The sequence below is a fragment of the Streptomyces montanus genome (genome assembly GCF_005786655.1).
Lineage (GTDB): Bacteria > Actinomycetota > Actinomycetes > Streptomycetales > Streptomycetaceae > Streptomyces > Streptomyces sporangiiformans.
In genome coordinates this window covers 52,165-69,171 of sequence record NZ_VBZC01000051.1, presented here as the reverse complement: position 1 = coordinate 69,171, position 17,007 = coordinate 52,165, and the positions used below count along the sequence as shown (strand labels likewise).

Annotated in this window: 16 protein-coding genes and 1 pseudogene; 8 read left to right on the top strand and 9 right to left on the bottom strand. The window is 70.5% G+C overall.

The genetic code is table 11. The features are described 5' to 3' along the window. A pseudogene (locus FE633_RS47500) lies at positions 1–1,043 on the top strand (DEAD/DEAH box helicase); the annotation flags it as partial. A gap of 254 nt (positions 1,044–1,297) precedes the next feature. Then, on the top strand, positions 1,298–2,248 hold the full coding sequence (locus FE633_RS34895; protein WP_138049183.1) for an alpha/beta fold hydrolase: 951 nt from the start codon (positions 1,298–1,300) through the stop codon (positions 2,246–2,248). 29 nt (positions 2,249–2,277) lie between these two features. On the opposite strand, the gene FE633_RS34890 is transcribed toward FE633_RS34895, so the two are convergent. Continuing rightward, a complete protein-coding gene (locus FE633_RS34890) occupies positions 2,278–3,192 on the bottom strand; it encodes an NYN domain-containing protein (RefSeq protein ID WP_138049182.1) in 915 nt (304 codons plus the stop codon). A 233-nt stretch (positions 3,193–3,425) separates the two neighbouring features. On the opposite strand from FE633_RS34890, the gene FE633_RS34885 reads away from it, so the two are divergent. Next, positions 3,426–3,578 (top strand): hypothetical protein, encoded by a 153-nt coding sequence (locus FE633_RS34885; protein ID WP_138049181.1) that lies wholly within the window; start codon positions 3,426–3,428, stop codon positions 3,576–3,578. Positions 3,579–3,749: 171 nt separating this feature from the next. On the opposite strand, the gene FE633_RS34880 is transcribed toward FE633_RS34885, so the two are convergent. From FE633_RS34880 to FE633_RS34865, 4 genes are all read right to left on the bottom strand, one after another. Continuing rightward, positions 3,750–4,355 (bottom strand): MarC family protein, encoded by a 606-nt coding sequence (locus FE633_RS34880; protein WP_138049180.1) that lies wholly within the window; start codon positions 4,353–4,355, stop codon positions 3,750–3,752. 210 nt (positions 4,356–4,565) lie between these two features. Then, positions 4,566–5,432, bottom strand: coding sequence for a PHP domain-containing protein (locus FE633_RS34875; RefSeq protein ID WP_138049179.1), 867 nt, complete (start codon positions 5,430–5,432; stop codon positions 4,566–4,568). 177 nt (positions 5,433–5,609) lie between these two features. Then, positions 5,610–6,251, bottom strand: coding sequence for a DUF6758 family protein (locus tag FE633_RS34870; protein ID WP_138049178.1), 642 nt, complete (start codon positions 6,249–6,251; stop codon positions 5,610–5,612). Positions 6,252–6,402: 151 nt separating this feature from the next. Further along, a complete protein-coding gene (locus FE633_RS34865) occupies positions 6,403–6,987 on the bottom strand; it encodes a suppressor of fused domain protein (RefSeq protein WP_138049177.1) in 585 nt (194 codons plus the stop codon). Between the two features lie 517 nt (positions 6,988–7,504). Here FE633_RS34865 and FE633_RS34855 point away from each other — a divergent pair. Then, complete coding sequence (locus FE633_RS34855; protein ID WP_138049176.1) at positions 7,505–8,614, top strand: magnesium and cobalt transport protein CorA; 1,110 nt, start codon at positions 7,505–7,507, stop codon at positions 8,612–8,614. A gap of 42 nt (positions 8,615–8,656) precedes the next feature. Further along, complete coding sequence (locus FE633_RS34850) at positions 8,657–9,196, top strand: hypothetical protein (RefSeq protein WP_138049175.1); 540 nt, start codon at positions 8,657–8,659, stop codon at positions 9,194–9,196. Between the two features lie 58 nt (positions 9,197–9,254). Here the strand turns inward: FE633_RS34850 and FE633_RS34845 are convergent, their stop codons facing one another. Next, positions 9,255–10,013, bottom strand: coding sequence for a hypothetical protein (locus tag FE633_RS34845; RefSeq protein ID WP_138049174.1), 759 nt, complete (start codon positions 10,011–10,013; stop codon positions 9,255–9,257). Between the two features lie 245 nt (positions 10,014–10,258). Here FE633_RS34845 and FE633_RS34840 point away from each other — a divergent pair, with 245 nt between their 5' ends. The 3 genes from FE633_RS34840 to FE633_RS34830 are packed head-to-tail and all read left to right on the top strand — an operon-like array spanning position 10,259 to position 13,312. Beyond that, positions 10,259–11,566: a magnesium transporter MgtE N-terminal domain-containing protein gene (locus FE633_RS34840; RefSeq protein ID WP_138049173.1), complete on the top strand. Its 1,308-nt coding sequence runs from the start codon at positions 10,259–10,261 to the stop codon at positions 11,564–11,566. Then, complete coding sequence (locus FE633_RS34835; protein WP_138049172.1) at positions 11,556–12,134, top strand: DUF1003 domain-containing protein; 579 nt, start codon at positions 11,556–11,558, stop codon at positions 12,132–12,134. Before FE633_RS34840 ends, FE633_RS34835 begins: the two co-directional genes overlap by 11 nt. Positions 12,135–12,178: 44 nt before the next feature. Next, positions 12,179–13,312 (top strand): Mrp/NBP35 family ATP-binding protein, encoded by a 1,134-nt coding sequence (locus FE633_RS34830; protein WP_138049171.1) that lies wholly within the window; start codon positions 12,179–12,181, stop codon positions 13,310–13,312. Between the two features lie 145 nt (positions 13,313–13,457). On the opposite strand, the gene FE633_RS34825 is transcribed toward FE633_RS34830, so the two are convergent. The 3 genes from FE633_RS34825 to FE633_RS34815 all read right to left on the bottom strand — a co-directional run bounded on the left by FE633_RS34825 (position 13,458) and on the right by FE633_RS34815 (position 16,956). Beyond that, complete coding sequence (locus tag FE633_RS34825; protein ID WP_171060240.1) at positions 13,458–14,129, bottom strand: hypothetical protein; 672 nt, start codon at positions 14,127–14,129, stop codon at positions 13,458–13,460. Positions 14,130–14,327: 198 nt separating this feature from the next. Beyond that, complete coding sequence (locus tag FE633_RS34820) at positions 14,328–14,774, bottom strand: sec-independent translocase (protein WP_138049169.1); 447 nt, start codon at positions 14,772–14,774, stop codon at positions 14,328–14,330. 199 nt (positions 14,775–14,973) lie between these two features. Further along, complete coding sequence (locus FE633_RS34815; protein WP_138049168.1) at positions 14,974–16,956, bottom strand: S1C family serine protease; 1,983 nt, start codon at positions 16,954–16,956, stop codon at positions 14,974–14,976. Between the last annotated feature and the right edge of the window lie 51 nt (positions 16,957–17,007).

The following is a 17,007-nucleotide window of genomic DNA, read 5'->3' as shown; positions in this document are numbered from 1 at the left end:
ACCGCGAGCGCGAGCGCGACCGCGACCGCGACCGCTCGGCGCGTACGCCTCGGCGTCGCCGCCGCATGCGCAACGGCGCACCGATCGACGCCACGGAGCCGACGAGCACGGGGCCGACCGCCATGGAAACGTCGGCCACGGAAACGCCGGCCACCGAGCCGCGCACCCCGCGGCGCCGGCGCCGGACGCGCGCCGGGGCAGCCCCGGAAGCGGCCGAGACCGCCGTCGCCACGGCCGAGGGGACGCTGCCGGAGGCCACCGAGCCGACGGACGCGGCCGAGAAGCCGCGCCGACGCCGCACCCGTAAGACGACGGAGGCCGCAGAGACAGCTACCACTGTCGTCGAGGAGACGTCCGAGGCCACAGCGCCGGTCGAGGCGACGGAGCCCGAGAAGCCGCGTCGGACCCGCAAGGCCACGGCCGAAGCCGCCCTGGACACCGCGGAAGCCACCGAGGCAAAGCCCCGCCGCCGCACCCGCAAGGCCGCCACGGCCAAGGCCGCCGAGACGGCCGTGGACACGGCGGACGGGACCCCGGCCGAGGTGACGGAGCCCAAGCCGCGCCGCACCCGCAAGGCCACGGCCAAGGCCGCCGAGGTAACCGAAGTCGCCGAGACGGGTATCCCGGCCCAGGCGACCGCGGAGCCCGAGGCGGCCGAGGCCAAGCCGCGCCGCCGTACACGCAAGGCGGCGGAGGCCGCGTTGGACACGGCTGAAGGCGAGGGCACAGCGGTCGCGGTGGTGACGGAGCCCAAGCCGCGTCGCACGCGGAAGAGCACGTCCGCCGCCAAGGCCGCCGTGGACACGGCGGAGGCGACCGAGGTGAAGCCCCGCCGCCGCACCCGCAAGACGGCGGAGGCGGGCATCCCGGCCCAGGCGACCGTGGCCACCGTCACCGACGAGGCTCCGGCTCCGGCCACGCCGCGCCGCACCCGCAAGGCGGCGACCGCGGCGGCAGCACCCGTCGACGCCGACGCAGCGGAGGCCAAGCCGCGCCGCCGTACACGGAAGACGGTGACAGCCACCGAGGCTCCGGAGAGCTGAGACCCATCCGACGGCCCGGCCCCAGCACCTGGGGCCGGGCCGTCGGCGTTCCCACAGCGGGGGGGCAAGGGGAACAATGCCTTCGGGCACAGCGGGAACAGCGGAGGCGCTGGGAACAGCGGGCACAGTGGGCCGCCGTATGACGGCGCACCAACCGCGCCAGGGCGCCTGGGCCACCGAAAAGGCAACGGCCGGCGAAGAGACCCCCCCCCACCCAGCATCCACCCCCGGCGTTCCCCGATAGCCTCCTCTCCATGAGCAGGCCCGCCACCTTCGTCCCGCCGCCCGGCGCTCGCGCGTACCGGCTCGATACCGCGCGCGGTGAGTTCGCCGTGATCGACGCCCCCGTGGCACCCGGCACAGCAGCAAAGGGAACCGCGCTGCTGCTGCCCGGCTACACCGGCAGCAAGGAGGACTTCATCGCCTTGCACGAACCGCTGGCGGCGGCCGGGTACCGGACCGTCGCCGTGGACGGACGGGGGCAGTACGAGTCTCCGGGCCCGAAGGACGACGAAACTCCGTACGCGCTCGACGAGTTGGCGCGTGACGTCTTCGCGCAGGTCGACGCACTGATCGGGGGATCGACCAACGCGACGACAAGCGCACCGGCCGACACGAGCACCGATACGGGGGCCGACGCGACGCAGCATCGCGTCCACCTCGTGGGCCACTCGCTCGGCGGCCTCGTCGCCAGGGCCGCCGTGCTGCTGGACCACACCCGGTTCCGCTCGCTCACGCTCATGTCCTCCGGACCGGCCGAGATCTCCCCCTCACAGCAGCAGCGCGTCAAGCTGCTGCGGGACGGTCTGGCCGTGATGAACATGGCCCAGGTGTGGGACGCGATCCAGGCGCTGGAGCCCCCGGAGGACGCGGCCGGCCAGAAGGACCTGGACGCGGGGCTCGACGACCTCGAAACCCTCAGGAAGCGCTGGCTCCTGAACAGCCCCGCTCAACTCACCGCCACAGGCCGACAGTTGTGCAAGGAACCCGACCGCGTCGCCGACCTGGCCGCCGTACCGCTGCCCGTGCACGTCCTGTCGGGCGAACGCGACGACACCTGGTCGCCCGCGCTCCTGGACGAGATGGCCGTACGCCTCACCGCACACCGCACGGTCGTACGGGGAGCCGAGCACTCCCCCAACACGGACCGCCCCCTGGAGACGGCCGCGGCCCTGGCCGCCTTCTGGCACCAGCTGGATCAGTGACCTAAACCCGGGACGGACCTGGGGCGGACCTAGTACTGCGCCTGCAAGTGCTCCCAAAACCCGTCCCGCAGCGCTCGCCGCAGATCCGACTGGCCGCGCAGCGAGTACTGCAGCATCCCCTCGGCCTCCACCAGCAGATCCTGGTCGACCGGACCGGGCAGATACGGATGCCCGGGCAGCAGCTCCACCAGAGCCCCCCGCCCCCGCGCCGCCAGCCACTTCGCGGCGATCTGCGCGCCCACGAACCGCACATCCTCCCGCACGGGCCGCGCCGCAGCCGACGCGTCGTACGAGGCGGCGGTCCGCCGCGTGACGTACGGCTTGAAGAACTCGAGGTCGAAGGTCCGCTGACTGTCGACCTCCCAGAGCAGCGGCTCCGCCTGGTTGCGCCCCTCCGGTGCCTCGATACCCCAGAGGTGGACACGTGCCCCGTACCCCTGCGCCGCCTCGACCGCGGAGACCAGATCCTCGTCGCCCCCGATGAGCGCCGCGTCGCTGATGGCGCGGTGTCGGGCCAGTGACTCCAAGTCCGAGCGGATCAGGGAGTCGACGCCCTTCTGCTGGTTGTTGGCGTTGAGGTTGCCCAGCCGGACCTTGACGTCCGGCAGTTCGGCGATGGACTGCTGCTCGGCCGTGTGGATCCGGCGCCGCGCCCCGTCGTACCAGTAGACGCGCAACAGCCTGCTGTCCGCGAAGATCGTGCGTGCCTTGTCGATGAGCGCTTCGATGAGACCCTCGGCGTCCAGGTCGAAGGCCCGGCGGTCCTCGGTGCCGGCGACGAGCCGTCCCGCGGCCGCGTACAGGTAACCGGCGTCGACGAAGATCGCATGAGTGGACGGCGTCTTCGCCACCTCGGCGAGCATGCGCTGGAGCAGCTCGTTCGTGCGTTCGATGCGCGCGCCGAGGGTGGCTGAGTCGTCAGCTCTCGCGAAGTCGTCATTCATATGCGCCTCATTGTCGCAGGACGTCACTGCGTGAACACAACCGGTCCACTACTCGCAAGTAATTAGGCGTTCGAAAAATTTCTTTAGCGTAGGGAATGTCTGTAACACGCAGCCCGTTGTATGGAGTGACAGCAGGAACAGGGGGCACTCATGTCCCTTGCACCTCTGACACTCAGAGCACCACTCACCAGTAGTTCTCCTTCAGGAGGATGACCAGACGAAGGGAGAAGCCCTTGCGCTTCGAAATCATGCGCCTCGATGACGTCGACGGCACGCCCGTAGACACGACCGTCGTAGACGCCGCCTCCGTCAACCGGATTGTGCAGCAGGCCGCCGCCATCGGGCAGCGCCTCTGGATCCGCCCGGCCGACTCCTCGGCCTCGTAACCTGCGGACACCCGCCGGCACACGCGGACAACCCGCCAACACTTCAGAGCCCCGTACGGCCGAATGCCGTACGGGGCTCTGCATGCTCGGGGGTCTGCATGCTCGGGGTTCTGCATGCTCGGGGGCTTCACGCCCGGGGGGTCTGGATCCCCGCGCGCGCCCGGGGCACGTTCAGTTCCCCTGCACCACCTGCGTGACCCCGTTGATGATCTGCTGCACGGCGATCGCGGAGAGCATCATGCCCGCGAGCCGGGTCACCAGGACGACCCCGCCGTCCTTGATGACACGGATGATCAGCAGCGAGTACCGCATCACCAGCCACAGCACGACATGGATGGCGAGGATCGCCGTCCACACCGCCACGTTCGCCGCGACATTGTCGGCCTTCTGCACCGCGAGGATGACGGACACGATCGCGCCCGGTCCGGCGAGTAGCGGCATGCCCAGCGGAACGAGGGCGACGTTGACGTCCTTCGTCTGCTGGGGCTCGTCCGTCTTCCCGGTGAGCAGGTCGAGGGCGATCAGTAGGAGCAGCAGGCCGCCCGCGATCATCAGCGCGGGCACGGACACATGCAGGTAGGCCAGGATCTGGTGTCCGAGCAGCCCGAACACGGCTATCACCCCGCCGGCCACGCAGACGGCCTGGAACGCCATCCGTTTCTGCACCTTCGCGGGCCGGCCGGCCGTCAGCGCGAGGAAGATCGGGGTGATTCCGGGGGGATCCATGATGACGAAGAGGGTGAGGAAGAGCGAGCCGAAGACGGCGAGGTCGAACACGGTGAGCCTTGCGGTGGTGAGAAGTGGAGTGAAACAGAAAAGGGGCGGCACGGGGCACGCGAGCAACAGGACTACGTGGCGCGGGAAGGGTGCCATACAGGCGTACGAACGGAGCGGTGCGTCGACGGCCGGCGGCGAAGTCGTTCTCGGTGCGGCCCCCGTCGCCCCGTCACCCCTGTCCTCCCCGACCCGCGCCGGTGAAGCGGAGCTTCAGACGCCCGCGGTTCCGCCCGCACCCGGCACCGGGAACGCCCCCGTGGCCCGCCGCGTGATCTCCCCGTAGATCTCGGGATCCGTCGTGAACTCCCCGAGCACACAGGTCTTCCGGCTGCCGTGGTAGTCGCTGGACCCGGTCGTCAGCAGCCCCAACTCGGCGGCGAGGCCCCGCAACCGGGCCCGGGTCGCCGGCTCGTGGTCCATGTGGTCGACCTCGATCCCGTCGAGCCCGGCCGCCGCGAGTTCGGCGATCGCGGACTCCGGCACGACCTGCCCCCGCTTGGCCGCGGCGGGGTGCGCGAAGACGGCGACGCCGCCCGCGGCCTTGACCAGCCGGATCACCTCGAAGGGGTCCGACTCGTGCTTCTCGACGTACGCCCGCCCGCCGTCGGCGAGCCACTCGGGCGTGAAGGCGTCGGAGACGCTGGGCACGACGCCCAGCTCCACCAGCGCCGTCGCGATGTGCGGCCGCCCGACGGACCCGCCGCCCGCGATCCGCGCCACCTGCTCCCAGGTCATCGGCACGCCCAGCTCCTGAAGCTTGCGGATCATCGCGTGGGCCCGCGGCACCCGGTCGTCACGCACCAGCTCGCGCTCGCGCAGCAGCTCGGGCTCCTCGGGATCGAAGAGGTACGCCAGCATGTGCAGGCCCACGCCGTCGAGGCGGCAGGAGAGTTCGGCCCCGGTGACGAGGGTGAGGCCTTCGGGGACCGCCGCGATGGCCTCGGCGTATCCGCGCGTGGTGTCGTGGTCGGTCAGCGCGACGACGTCCAGACCGGCCGCGGCGGCGTTGCGCACGAGCTCGGCCGGGGTGTCCGTACCGTCGGAAGCGGTGGAGTGGGTGTGCAGATCGATGCGCACTGCGCGGACTCCAGGCTCGACCGGTCGGAAGGGGACACCCAAAGGGTAACGGGAGGCGCATCCACGTCCACCAGCCGCATCCGCATCCGCACCCGCTGCCGCACACCCGCCACCCCAGGCTCCAGACCCAGACCCCAAGCCCCGGAGCATGGGGGTAGCCGGACGGGACGGACCGACCTACGGCTCCAGAATCCGCGGGGACAACGCCCCGCACGGCAGCAGGTCCACCTCCGCGCCCGCGTCCCGCAGGTCCGTCAGTACCAACTCGTCGTACATCAACAGACCCGACTGCTCGGGCCAGACGACGGCCCACAGCCACAGCCCGCGCGCTTCGCCGGCGAAGACGGCGCGGTCGTCGGGGGTACCGGAGACATGCCAGAGCGGAGTGGGACGGCCCGCCGCGAGGACCTTCGCCTGGGCCGGTTTCTCGACGCTCATGTACGGGCCCGGGTCGGGGCCGTCGATGCCGGCGTACCGCGCGCCCAGGCCGACGCCGAGCTCCTCGGCGATGAGCAGCAGTTCGCCCACGCCGCCGAGCGGGCCGGGCCCCGAACAGGCCACGGCGGTGGCGCGCCCGCCGCTCCGGTCGTCACCCGCGAAGGACGCACCCGTGAACAGCCAGCCGACCGGCAGCGGCCACGGCATCCATACCGGTACGTGGGCGCGGTGCACCACGACGCTGAGGGCCTCGACGCTGGGCGGGATCACGGGCTGCAGCGGATACACGGCCCCGTGCACATCACACTGCCAGGAGTCGGAGAAGAGTCCGGGAGCCCTGACCCGGCCACCACACTTCGGGCAACTGGGTTCGCCCCTCATAGGCCCCAACGGTCCTCCCCGGCTGTCGCCGCGTCAAGGACGATCACCCGTCCGGCGAGCCCGATGACCAGGAGAATTTAGATGCGATTTACACTAATTAGTTCTTCTAGCTTATTTGAATGTGACATTCCCAACTGACCGGCCGATGGGGTCAGTCCAGGGACACGGACTTGCGTGAGGGGTCGCGCAGGTCCGTTCCGCCCGTGAGCCAGCGCTCCCTCAGGGCCTGCGCGCCGTGCACCCGCTTCCACGCCGCCTCGTTCGGCGTCATCGGGAGCAGCGGCAGGAAACGTACGGGTTCGAGGGGCTCGTCGAGGTCCAGGTCCTCGACCAGGCCGCCCGGCTCGGCGACCAGTACGGAGGTGAACGGGGCGCCGGGCCACAGGGGTTCGCCGACGTCGAGGGAGGCGCCGGGGCTCACCACCAGACCCTCGACCTGCGGAGAAGCGGCCAGTACGGCGAGCGGCCGGAGCACCTTGTCGGTATCGGCGGCACCTGCGCGTACGGAGAGGATCAGCTCGGCGCGCGGGCCCTTGACCGAGTCGGCGACGGCCGACGTGGGGTCCGTCATCGGCTGGGCGGACATGCCGAGTGTGGCGTAGCGGACGATGTCACCATCGGTGAAGCGGAGCACCTCGATGCGGTCCGTACCGAGGAAGGTGACCGCGGCGCGCGCGTCCGGTTCGCCCAGCGCGGTACGCAACCGGGCTTCCACCAAAGGAAGAACATCAGCCATACGGCGAGCATAAGCTGCGTCTTTTCCGGTGCTTCTGCCCAGGCCCCGGGTCAGCAAACGGCAAAGCGGCGACTTGACACGCCAGTCGGCTGATAGTCTTGGCCGCTGGTCGGGGCAGCACGCAGAAGCGTCGCTCTCAGTCCCGACCGACGCGTGAGAATCCCCTGCGGGGGGTGGACCTTCCCCTACGGGGGACCGGCCGGAGGAGGTGGGGCTCCATGGATCGAAGTCGACCGTGCAGTACCACCCGCTCTTCCGGCTGTTGTGTCCTCTGAGTCCTCGAATTCGAGCTCTACTGGCTGCCGCCCCCTGTACTCGCGTCATGCCGGTCTGGTGCACGACGGAAGAGCACTTCGTTTTTGCCTGATCTGTCTGATCTGTATCAGTAGCGAAGCTGCCACCGCGACGGTGCGGTGCTCCCCGCTTTGTGGACGTGCCAAACATCCCCAGTCAGGACGTCCCCATTCCGGGTAGTTTCAACCGTCGTCGGCGGCTCTCGTTCGCGAAGGAGCCTGCCATGTCGATGATCCGTGACCTGCGCGCAGCGGTCCGCCCCTCGCTGCGCAAGGACGGCAGCATGTACGACAGCACCCGCGACGCCGGGACGAACTCGGCCGTCGTCGACTGCGCCGTCTACCGCGACGGCGCCCGCGTCGCGTTCTCCGGCACCCTCACGCCTCATGAGGCGATGCTCCAGGTGCGCCGCGACGGCGGCTTCGCCTGGATCGGGCTGCACGAGCCCACCGAGGCCGAATTCGCCGTCATCGCCAGTGAGTTCGGGCTGCACCCGCTCGCCGTCGAGGACGCGGTCCACGCCCACCAGCGGCCCAAGCTGGAGCGCTACGACGACACCATCTTCACCGTCTTCAAGACCATCCACTACGTCGAGCACGACGAAGTGACCGAATCCAGCGAGATCGTGGAGACCGGCGAGGTCATGTGCTTCACCGGCCGGGACTTCTTCGTCACCGTGCGGCACGGCGGGCAGGGCTCGCTGCGCGCGCTGCGGCACCGGCTGCAGGACGACCCCGAACTGCTCACCAAAGGGCCTTCGGCCGTACTGCACGCCATCGCCGACCATGTCGTCGACGGGTACGTCGCGGTCGCGGACGCCGTGCAGGACGACATCGACGAGGTCGAGACCGCCGTGTTCTCGCCGGGGCGCAAGGGCGGAACCTCGCGCGGAGTCGACTCGGCGCAGATCTACCAGCTCAAGCGTGAGGTACTGGAGTTCAAGCGTGCGGTGTCGCCGCTGATGCGGCCCATGCAGCTGCTGAGCGAGCGGCCGATGCGGCTGGTGGACCCCGACATCCAGAAGTACTTCCGGGACGTCGCCGACCACCTCGCCCGCGTCCAGGAGCAGGTCGTCGGCTTCGACGAGCTCCTCAACTCGATCCTCCAGGCCAACCTCGCGCAGGCCTCGGTCGCGCAGAACGAGGACATGCGCAAGATCACGTCCTGGGCGGCGATCATCGCCGTACCGACCATGGTCTGTGGCGTGTACGGCATGAACTTCGACTACATGCCCGAGACGCACTGGACGTTCGGGTACCCGATGGTGCTCGGGATCACGGTCGGCATCTGCTTCGCGATCCATCGCACTCTGAAGCGCAACGGCTGGCTCTGAATCGCCAAAACCGGCTTCGGAGCCCCGGGCTAGGCTGGTCCCATGACCGATCAGCTGCTCGAACAGGCCCTCGTCGAGGAGGCCACCAAGAAGTCCGGGCTCATCTGGGTGCGGGGCGACGGCGTATCGGCGCCCCACACCGAGGAGCGCGGTGTGCCGACGCGCGCCCTGTGGCACGTGTGGCACGACGGCGCGGTGTGCCTGGTCGGCGACGGGCCCGGCGAGCAGCCGCTGCCCGGGCTGGTCGACGGCGGCGACGCGGTGGTCACCGTACGCAGCAAGGACAAGGGCGGGCGGCTCGTCTCCTGGTCGGCGAAGGTCACGGAACTGGCCCCCGGCTCCCCCGAGTGGGACGCCACGGTCGCCGAACTGAAGGGCAAGCGCCTGAACGCGCCCGACGGTGAGGCCATGCCCGGGCGGTGGGCGCGGGAGTGCCGGGTGCTCCGCCTGGAACCGACGGGGGACCGGGCCGAGCTGCCCGACGGCTCGCTCGCGGCCCCGCCGCTGCCGACGCCCGCGACGACGCGGCACCCCATCCCCGCGGGGCTTCACCGGCTGCTGTTCCGCCGCAAGCGCCGCTAGGACCTGTCCGGTACGCCATCGGACGACCACGACGTCGTAGTCCTCCGACGTCGGAGGACTACGACGTCGGCAGTTGCTTCCCGTAGTCGACTACCTCGTTCTTCTCCGGCTCCTCCAGGGCGAAGTCCTTGCCCCACTCGGTCAGGCGGAGCGTCCCGGCGCCGCCGGCCCGGGCCAGTCGGAGCGGGTAGGGCCTGCCCTCCAGAGAGACGTCGAGTGTGCCGCCGGAGCCCTTGCCGCCGGTGATGCGGATCGTACGGATGCCGGACTGCTCGTGGTGGCCGTCCGTGGCAAGGGTGCCGTGGAGGGTGAGGAGGCCCTCGAGGAGTACGTTCTTGTCCGTGAAGCCGCTGAAGCGCTGGTAGGCGGGGTCGCCCTTCGGGACCTTCACGTACATGCCGCCGAGCTTGTCGGCGGCCTCCGTGTCCGCGTGGCCGGCGCCGCCCTTGCCCTCCTCGTGGTCCCAGAACGCCTTGTCGGCCTTCAGGAACAGATGCTCGCCGACCCGCAGCAGCCGGAGGTTCATGTTCTTGGAGGTGACCGAACCGGTACCTCCGTTGGACTTCAGCCGCATGTCGAGCTTGTACGTACGTCCGTTGCTCACCACCGAGCCGGAGAGACGCACCGCGTCCGCGGCCCTGGCCGCCTTGGCCGTCCTGGCCTGGATCTCGTCGGCGGAGAGCTTGCCGACGCCGTTCGTGCCCGCATTCGGGTCCTCGCCACCGCAGCCCGTCAGTCCTGTACCCGTCACGATCAGGGCACACATCGCGCTCACCAGCGCCGCCCTAGGGGTACGACCAGAGGGAATCGCAGTCACAGGTGGGGCCGCCTCTCGTACGGGGTCCTCAGCGGTGTACCGCAGCGTACCGGTGCCGCCCACGCCCGTTGGAGCCAGTCCTTCCGGACCGCTCACCAGGGCGTATCCGACCGGGACGGGCTAGCCTGAAGCCCATCCGAGCGGACAATTGGGACATCCAGGCAGTACGTACTCGCCGAGCGACGCAGTACCCCCAACGCCGTACGAAGCAGTGCGCACCCGCAGTACGAAAAGGAGGTGCGAGCATGGCCGCAGGCACCCCCCGGATCTTCGTCTCGCACCTCTCCGGCACCGCCGTCTTCGACCCGAACGGCGACCCGGTGGGCCGCGTGCGCGATCTGGTCGCCATGCTGCGCGTCGGCAACCGCCCGCCCCGACTGCTCGGGCTGGTCGTCGAGCTGTCCACCCGCCGCCGCGTCTTTCTGCCGATGACCCGCGTGACCGGCATCGAGTCGGGCCAGGTCATCACGACGGGCGTCCTGAACGTGCGGCGCTTCGAGCAGCGGCCCACCGAACGGCTCGTGCTCGGCGAGCTACTGGACCGGCGCGTACGGCTCGTGGAGAGCGGCGAGGAGGTCACGGTCCTCGATGTGTCGATCCAGCAGCTGCCGGCCCGCCGGGACTGGGGGATCGACCGGGTCTTCGTACGGAAGGGAAGGGGCGGGGCCTTCCGGCGCAGCAGGGGCGAGACGCTGACCGTGGAGTGGTCCGCCGTCACCGGCTTCTCGCTCGACGAACAAGGGCAGGGCGCGGAGAGCCTGCTAGCCACTTTCGAGCAGCTGCGCCCGGCCGACCTCGCGAACGTGCTGCACCACCTCTCGCCCAAGCGGCGCTCGGAGGTGGCCGCGGCCCTCGACGACGACCGGCTCGCCGACGTCCTCGAAGAGCTGCCCGAGGACGACCAGATCGAGATCCTCGGCAAGCTCAAGGAGGAGCGCGCCGCGGACGTCCTGGAGGCGATGGACCCCGACGACGCCGCCGACCTGCTGGCCGAGCTGCCGGAGGCCGACAAGGAGCGGCTGCTGCAGCTGATGCGCCCGGACGAGGCGGCGGACGTACGGCGGCTGATGGCGTACGAGGAGCGGACGGCCGGCGGTCTGATGACCACCGAGCCGATCGTGCTGCGGCCGGACGCGTCGGTCGCCGACGCGCTGGCCCGGGTCCGCAACGCCGACCTCTCCCCCGCCCTCGCCGCCCAGGTGTACGTGTGCCGTCCGCCCGACGAGACGCCGACCGGCAAGTACCTCGGCACGGTCCACTTCCAGCGGCTCCTGCGCGACCCGCCGTACACGCTCGTCGGCTCGCTCCTCGACGACGATCTCCAGCCGCTGGCCCCGGAGGCCACGCTGCCCGTGGTGGTCGGCTTCTTCGCGACGTACGACATGGTGGCGGCGCCCGTCGTCGACGAGAGCGGCTCGCTGCTCGGGGCGGTCACCGTGGACGACGTACTCGACCACATGCTGCCCGACGACTGGCGCGAGACGGAGTTCCACCTGGACGAGGAGGCGGCCGAGGGGACCGAGACCGCTGAGGGGACCGCCCATGGCTCCTGAGCGCGAGCCCCGCGAGCGGGTCCCCGTGGGCGCGGCCACGCGGCCACGCATCCGGCTCGACCAACCGCTGCCGCGACGCCGCCGGTTCGTGCCCGAATGGGACCCGGAGGCCTTCGGACGGCTGTCGGAGCGGATCGCACGGCTCCTGGGCACCGGGCGGTTCATCGTCTGGATGACGGCCGTCATCATCCTGTGGGTGCTCTGGAACGTCACGGCGCCCAGCAACCTGCGTTTCGACGAGTTCCCGTTCATCTTCCTGACCCTGATGCTCTCGCTCCAGGCCTCGTACGCCGCCCCGCTGATCCTCCTCGCACAGAACCGGCAGGCCGACCGCGACCGGGTCAACCTCGAACAGGACCGCAAGCAGAACGAGCGGTCGATCGCGGACACCGAGTATCTGACCCGCGAGATCGCCGCGCTGCGCACCGGCCTCGGTGAGGTCGCCACCCGCGACTGGATCCGCTCGGAGCTCCACGACCTGATGAGGGAGCTGGAGGAGCAGCTGCCGGACGGACGGGGCGTATTCCCGGCGGAACACCCGCGGGGACGTGATGTAAGCGACCGCTGACAGGGCTTTCCGGGGGTGGTTGGAAGCGACGTACCATCGTCGGTATGGCTACGGAAGACGCGGTGCGCGAAGCACTGGCGACGGTGAACGACCCCGAGATCCAGCGACCCATCACTGAGCTGGGGATGGTCAAATCGGTGGAGATCGGTGCGGACGGTGCGGTCGCGGTCACCGTGTATCTGACCGTCTCCGGCTGCCCCATGCGCGAGACCATCACGGAGAACGTGACGAAGGCGGTCTCGGCGGTCGACGGTGTCACGCGGGTCGACGTCACGCTGGATGTGATGAGCGACGAGCAGCGCCGTGAGCTGACGGCCGCGCTGCGCGGCGGCCAGGCCGAGCGTGAGGTTCCGTTCGCTCAGCCGGGCTCACTCACCCGCGTCTACGCGGTCGCCTCCGGCAAGGGGGGCGTCGGCAAGTCGTCCGTGACGGTCAACATCGCGGCGGCGATGGCGGCGGACGGTCTGAAGGTGGGTGTGGTCGACGCGGACATCTACGGCCACTCCGTGCCGCGCATGCTGGGCGCCGACGGTCGTCCGACCCAGGTCGAGAACATGATCATGCCGCCGTCCGCGAACGGCGTGAAGGTCATCTCGATCGGCATGTTCACCCCGGGCAACGCACCGGTCGTCTGGCGCGGCCCGATGCTCCACCGCGCACTCCAGCAGTTCCTCGCGGATGTCTACTGGGGCGACCTGGACGTCCTGCTGCTCGACCTGCCCCCGGGCACGGGCGATATCGCGATCTCGGTCGCTCAGCTGATCCCGAACGCGGAGATCCTGGTGGTGACGACCCCTCAGCAGGCCGCCGCGGAGGTCGCGGAGCGGGCGGGCGCCATCGCCGTCCAGACCCACCAGAAGATCGTCGGCGTCGTCGAGAACATGTCCGGTCTCCCCTGCCCGCACTGCGACGAGATGGTCGACGTGTTCGGCACCGGCGGCGGCCAGAGCGTCGCGGACGGCCTCACACGCACGACCGGCGCCACGGTGCCGGTCCTCGGCGCCATCCCGATCGACGTCCGCCTCCGCGAGGGCGGCGACGAGGGCAAGCCGGTCGTCCTCACCGATCCCGACTCCCCTGCGGGTGCGGCCCTCCGAGCCATCGCAGGCAAGCTGGGCGGCCGCCAGCGCGGTCTCTCGGGCATGTCCCTGGGGATCACCCCGAGGAACAAGTTCTAAGGCTTCTCCGTACGGCGCCGGGGCGCCCCTCTCCGGGGCGCGGGGAACTGCGCGCCCAGCCACGACGAACCCGCAGTCATCCGATCCCGCACGGGGAAGGGGGCGCCGTCCAAAGACGGCGCCCCCTTCCGCATAACCTCGCCGGCTAGGCGTACGCTCCGATGTCCTTGATCAAGGCGAAGCCAAGCCCGTACGCACTCATCCCCCGCCCGTACGCGCCCAGGTGGACGCCCTGCTGGGTGGAGCCCGCGAGGACCCAGCCGAACTCGGACTCGCGGTAGTGGAAGGTGCTGGGCACCCCGTCCACGGGCAGGGCCAGCGTCGACCAGTCGGAGCCGGTGAGGTCGTCCGCGAGGACCCACGCCGCCTCGGTCTGCTGATCCACCCAGTCGTCCCGCAGGGTGTGGTCCATCTGGCCGGGCCACGTGACGGACAGCAGGCCCACGCCCGCGAGCCAGGCCGCGGAGGAGACCGAGGTGGCCTCCAGGAGCCCCGTGCCGTCGGCGCTGCGCCGGACGGGGTTGGCCGCGACGGTGACCACCACCGCGAACCGCTCCTTGGCGTCCTTCGCCGACCCGGATGTCCCCTCGCTGCGTATGGACGGCTCGTCGCCGTGCCCGATCGAGCCGTGCTCGACAGCACCATCAGCCGCAGTGCCGACCTGCATCAGCCAGCGCGGCCCCGTGAAGGCCTCGTCGAGGCCGTACCACGGGAAGGGCGCCAGTAGGTAGCCGTCGACCGTACGCCGGTCGGAGGGGACCTGTTGTCCGTCCTCCGCGTCCGACGCCTCCGCGCCTACCCGACTTGTCGTCTCCATCTGCCCGGCCGCCTCCTCGCTCTCGTCGGACCGAAGCGGCCCGCCCCCCTCGGGCGTCCTTCCGGTCCGGACAACAACTAGGCAGGATAGCCACAGCTTAAGAGCAGGCAGCGAAACCGGTCGGATCGTGGGGCGCGTACGCGTCTGATTCGGACCGCCGTGAACAGGCGGAAACGCAGGCGGCGCAAGGCTTGCGCCTCAGGTGGCGTCCGCGTCGAACGGGGGACGCTCGGCCGATTCGAGCTTCTCGCGCTTCTTCGTCATGTCGACGGTGCCCGAGCCCGACGAGGAGGAGGACGACGAGGATGACGACGCGTCGGACTCGCGGGCGTGCACGGCGTCCGTGACCTCGGCCATCTCCTTCTTCAGGTCGAAGCCGTTGCGGATCTCCTTGAGCCCCAGGTCCTCGTTGTCCAGCTGCTTGCGGATGAACGTCTTGGGGTTCAGGTCCTCGAACTCGAAGTCCTTGAACTCGGGACCGAGTTCCTGGCGGATGTCCTGCTTGGCGCTCTCCGAGAAATCACGGATCTTGCGAATGGTCCGCGAAACATCCTGGATCATCTTCGGGAGCTTCTCCGGGCCGAAGACGAGCACGGCAAGGACAACGAGCGTCACCAGCTCAAGCGGTCCTATGTCATTGAACACCTTGCAGCTCCTCGCGATGTCCTCGGCCCGCGGCGGGTTTGTCCGTGGTCCGGGCCGGGTCCACGGTACCCGCCGTTCCTGTCTGTCCGGTACTGTCCCGGGACCTCCGGCCGCGTGTACACGCCGGGTTTTCCGGGATGTTTGCCTAGTGGGACGGTACTTCGGCCCGCTCCCTGTGAAGTTTCTGTCAATCGCCCCGTCAGCCGCCGTCGGCGGAGCCGAGGACGAGGGTGACCTTCCGCTCCTTGCCGTCGCGCTCCAGCGTCAGCTCCAGGCGGTCGCCGGGACGGTGGGCGCGGGTCTTGACGATGAGCTCCTCACCGGAGTGGACGCGCTGGCCGTCGACCTCGGTGACGACGTCTCCCGCCTCGAGGCCGGCCTTGTCGCCCGGGCCGCCTTGAGTGACCGCCGGGCCGCCGTCCTTGCCCTTGGCGCCGACGCGGGCGCCGTCACCCGCGTAGTCCATGTCGAGCGTGACGCCGATCACCGGATGCGTGGCCTTACCGGTGTTGATCAGCTCCTCGGCCACGCGCTTGCCCTGGTTGATGGGGATGGCGAAGCCCAGGCCGATCGAACCCGCCTGGCTGCCTTCCAGGTCGGAGCCGCTGTCGGCGGAGCGGATGGCGCTGTTGATGCCGATGACACGGGCCTTGGTGTCGACGAGGGGTCCGCCCGAGTTGCCCGGGTTTATCGGGGCATCGGTCTGCAGCGCGTCGACGTACGAGACATCGCTGCCGCCGCCCGACTCCCCGCCCGCGGTGATGGGCCGCTCCTTCGCGCTGATGATCCCGGAGGTCACGGTGTTCTCGAGATCGAAGGGCGCGCCGATGGCCACGACGGGGTCGCCGACCTGGACGTTGTCGGAGTTGCCCAGCGGCAGCGGCTTGAGGCCGCTGACGCCGGTCACCTTCACCACGGCGAGGTCGTAGCCGGTGTCGCTCCCGACGACCTTGCCCTTGGCGGTCTCGCCGCCGCTGAAGGTCACGGTGATCTCGCCGTTCGATCCGGCGGGCTCCACCACGTGGTGGTTGGTGAGGATGTGTCCCCGTTCGTCGAGCACGAACCCGGTTCCGGTGCCCTGCGCCTCCGCCCCGCGCACATGCAGGGTCACCACGCTGGGCAGCGCGCTGGCCGCGATCCCTGCCACGCTGTCCGGCGCCCGCCCCTCGGCCTCCGCCCCGGCCTGCGGCAGCTGGACGTCGTCGATCCCGCCGTTCCGCTCCAGATACGCCCCCACGGCGCCTCCCACGCCTCCGGACACCAACGCGATGAGTACGGCCCCGAGGACCAGCATCCGCTTGACTCGCTTACGCCGCCCGCCCGTGCTTTCGACCGCTGCCCCGTTCTGCTGGAGGGGGGCGGCGGCCCAGGGGTCGTAGTGCTGCCAGGGGCCTTGAGGCTGAGCGCCCTGGGTCTGGGGATCTTGTGCGTGGCCGTGCTGGTGGCTCGTGTGAGGACCGGGCAGCCCCTGCGCCGGCGGGGGGACCGGGGCGGTGGGCGAGGGTATGTGCGTGCCGTAGGCGGGGCTGGGGGTGCCCTGGGCAGGGCCGGCGTTTCCATGGATCGGGGCCGCGACCCCTACCGGGCTGTTCGGCGGCGGAGTTGCGGCCTGCCCAGGCACCGCGCGGTCAGCGGTCGCCCCGGGCATGGCGGTACCGTGCGCCGGTGTCCCCGCCGGAACGGCCGTACCGTTCGCGGGAGTTGTCCCCGGATGCTGCACCGGGGGCGCGGGCGCCCAGGGACCGGGCTCACCGTACGGCGGCGTGCTGTAGGGGTCGGGGTCGTGCAGGGGCTTGGGCCGCCCAGCGGACGCGGGCTCACCGGACGCCGGCTCACGTGAGCCGCGCTCACTGGACGGGCTCGCGCCACCGCGCACCTCGTCCGAAACGGAACCGCCCGACACCGAACCCCCTGACACCGAACCGTGCGAACCACCGTCGGATCCGGCCCGAACAGGCGCGGCGCCCGCGGGTCGCTCCAGCTCGAAGTCTCCGTCGGTGTCGCTCCCGCGAAGCCCGCTCGCGGCGTCCGCCGCGTACCCGGCCGGAGCCGGGGCCGGGGCGCCGTCGACCGGCGCCATCTCGTCCGCGGCGGGGCCGACCTCATCCCGCTCCACCGCGGCAGCGGAATGCGCCCTGGGCCGGCTCCACCACTTCGGCTTCGTGGGCTTCCCCTCGTCCATGCTCTCCCCACACCTGGCCCGCGGCAGGCCCGTAGCCGGTCGCCGCGGATT